1 protein-coding gene is annotated in these 3688 nt (G+C 46.7%); it reads left to right on the forward strand.

The features are described from left to right. Positions 1 to 3566 (forward strand): transglutaminase-like domain-containing protein (locus tag KDK17_RS07855; protein ID WP_257287780.1); only part of this gene is annotated, 3566 nt, incomplete at its 5' end. Between the last annotated feature and the right edge of the window lie 122 nt (positions 3567 to 3688).

Below are 3688 nucleotides of genomic sequence, written 5' to 3' on the forward strand. Positions count from 1 at the left end.
TGTTTGCCACCATCAACCCACCTGAGTACAGCGGGCGAAAACCCTTATCACCGGCGCTGAAAGGGCGTTTCCGGCATTTGCCTATCCGGCAGTACAGCTCGGCAGAATTGCAGACCATTGCCGAAAAAGTGCTGCCGAAGACCCTGCAGGGGAAAATCATCGCTGAACATCTGACTAAGCAACATTGTCGTCTAAGAACTGAACTGCAACGGAAAAAACTGCCGTTGCAGCCGACCAGTCTTGACTTACAAAATGTGGCCATAGCCGTCATCCGAGGGGGCGATTTTACCGAAGACGGACTAAACCAATGTATTAATCAGCATTACCGGCTTTATCTGATGGCTGCCGGGATATCGCTGGAGGCATTGCCAGAGTCATCGGCTCTTGTCACGAGTAATGCTGATCTTGATTCTAAACTTTGCAAATGGTTCAACAAAACGGTATCGGACATTGATCGTCCATGGTTGATACGACTCGGTGATCTCAACAGCATTGATGAAAAACGCCACGAAATTTGTATCAAGTCTGACCTTAGTGGAGAGGAAGCCAGAACCGAAATCATCAAGAGGGTAGCTCAGGCCAGTTGGCAAGCATCCGGTCTTTCCGTGAAACCGGGTGAGTCCGACGATATTCTCACCCAGGCGCTATACCGACACTGGCAGCAACGCTGGTTTGATCATAAGTTTGGCCAGACTGGCGTGGACGTTAATAGCGTATTTCCCCTGACGGAAGAAGAAAAACAAACGCTGAAATTATCAGCTAACCAGCCTTATCTTCGGGAGGCTGATCAGCGGATAGAGGCATGGAATACCAATGCCGTTCAATGTTGGCCTGTATTTTGGCATCAGATGAGTGATCTGCTGAGCCATCTCGTTGATGATTATATTGACGAAGCACCCGTAATTGGCAGTGATAACGATTCTGAACAATACCTGCCACAAGTCCACGAAAAACAGGCTCCGGCATTGGATCAGAATACGAACCATGAGCCACAACCTGTTAACGAAGCGTTGACTATTGGCACTGATGAAGCGCCTGAAAAATACATTCCAGAAGCCCACGCGGAAATGGCTCCGACATTGGATCGGATAACAAACTATGAGAATCGGAGTAAGCCAAAACGTAACGAATATATAATTTTTAATAGCCAGAGACATCTTCCCAGCTTTTATCGGTTTAGGGCAGAGGACGTTTATGTGTCTGATAAGGGCGAGATCTCAAGGATCACTATTAATGATCTTCATATGCAGGGAGCCGAAGTCCTCATACCTGACCGGTTACCAGGGCAAGACCAGGAAGTGACATTAGCCAGTGACCAAACACTGGCAACCTTTGACTGGACATCGGACGATGATCAATGTGAATTGCCCGGCCTGACGCCTAACGACTATATCGTGGCCCTGCGCCTCGAGCCCGATATGAAATTTACTCTGATCAGGGACCGATATACCGGGCTTCACACACTGTTTATTCCAGAGGCCAAACCCAACCAGAGTATTCAAATTGCTTATGTCGTAGAACCCAGAATAGCGGTCAGAAAAACACCTGCCAGAGGAGCCGGACCATCGCGACCAACACGTTTTGATGCCCGTTGTTCCGAAGGTATGAAAAACGTACTGAAAAACCTGTTTGACGTCAATCGCCAACAACCAGCCGATGTAAAGGTGCTTTTGCAGGGAATACAGGACGCTACAAACACGAGGCAATGCATTGAGGCGATCGCGCACTATTGCAAACAGTTTTCTGGCGATGCTGAACCAGGGCGCTATGAGAATTTCTTTCAATTCCTGGTAACACGGCGACAAGGAAGCTGTCGTCATCGTGTGCCTGTTTTTATTGCTCTTTGTCGTTATTTTGGCATTCCATGCCGACTAATTTCCAGCCGTATCCACGCCTTTGCAGAGTATTCCCCGGATGGAGGCGAAACCTGGGCACGAGTGGATTTGAGCGGATCATCTGTCGAGAAAACAATCATCAAATCTAACTTCCAGCCCATCAGAGAGGTCAGTGGCTCTGGCGCTGGGTCAAAGAAGCTTAAGGATCTCCTGAAAGGGGCTGATTTAGCACAACAGCAAGCTCTGACTGAAGCCTATGGTATTAGCCTTGAGGAATTGAAGAGAGCCATTGAGACAGGTGGTGCATTGCCAATAACCGATCCGAGCACATTCACAATAGTTAAGAAGCTTTGGGAGAAAAAAGATTTACCTGAGTTTTCCATGGGTGTCTCAATATTACTGGAGACAGAAACATTGAGCTATTCCGAGAAGGAATTGGTCGGCGATGTCTATGACCCAGGCAGGCGTAAGTATAAACTCATGTCGGAGGCGGTAAAAAAAATATTGTCCAACAGTGATGGAGAGCAAATCACTGAACAGCTCAAGCTACTCCATTCAAAAATGATTGTTCAGGCCGGAGCAAGCCCTCACCAGTGGTTGAGTTCAATCATCGAAATACTGAAGGACAGTGACTTAAACAAGCCTTCGATTATTCGACTTGCCGATGCAGCCCTGGAATCGGGTTGGCTAAATCCGTTGCCGACCGACGAGAGGCGTATTGTAAACGCCTTTGAGCATCATGAACTATTGTTGCGTCTGGAACGTATTGATGAACTGAAAGTTAAAGCCGCCCAATGCCTGAAAAATTGGTATAAGGAATTGTTGTCCAAGGAAAAAAATAGTCAGCAATGGCAGTCGGCTTATGAAGAATTCCAAAATAAAAAAGGTAATGTCTTGTTCGTTACTCATTGTCATGATGGGTTTTCGCCATTTCTTAAAGCTAACATTACCGATCCATCTTTGCAGACCGCCTGGACAGACGAACCTGAGGGCGTACCGAATATAGAACGAATGCTGGTGCGCCAGCCTGCCTTTGAGCAATTAACCTCGGACAAGGCGAACCACCGTCCGGTGATTATCCTGGGGCAACCTTCCTGGTCCGGCAGCACAGTGTTGTATGAAAAGATCGAAGCTCTGTTGCAAATAAAAGCTGAGAGTAGCCCGAACTTGAAGCAGTTATTGGAAAAAATCAAACTACATCCCCTTCGGGTATCACCGAGGGACATGAAGCTTCTGAATGATTTAAAAGGAAAATGCCTGCAAGCAATTCAGCACGCCTTCAGTCATTACCTGTATGGAGTGACACACTCGAAAGGAGGTTGCTTAACCTATTGTTGGGGTGATGCTTCCGTTCTTCCATACGGTCATCAGGATGTCTTTGATAAGCCTGATCCATTCCTGTTGAAGATGCTGCACCATTTTCATATAAAACACTTCAAAGGCAGTCACTTATCGTTTGCTTCGGGCGAGGCTCCTGCCCCGCTTGACGATGGTCGGAACAACTATGGCGCTCATGAGCCATCCTCACCGGAAGAGCTGTATGCCATGATGTCTGTCATCAATAGCTCTTCAGAGCTTCAGACATCTGTTATGGATGCCCACTTAAGGCAAGCACTCAACGCCAATAACGCTCTGGTGCTCAAATCCGATGAGCTGACAAAAATTGCCCAAGAGTTTTTGAACAGCGTGAATTTGAATTCCTTGTGTGATTCATTGGGTACATGGCCATAGTTTGTTCATGACGAGTATTTCGAAATCAATGATGTCCTTCAATGGTTACGGCTAACTATCCAAATGGAACTTTAGGTCTTTCTTAAGGTCATATTATTAAACACTTTCAATACAGTCCTTCA

It is taken from the genome of Endozoicomonas sp. SESOKO2, assembly GCF_024606245.1.
GTDB lineage: Bacteria > Pseudomonadota > Gammaproteobacteria > Pseudomonadales > Endozoicomonadaceae > Endozoicomonas_A.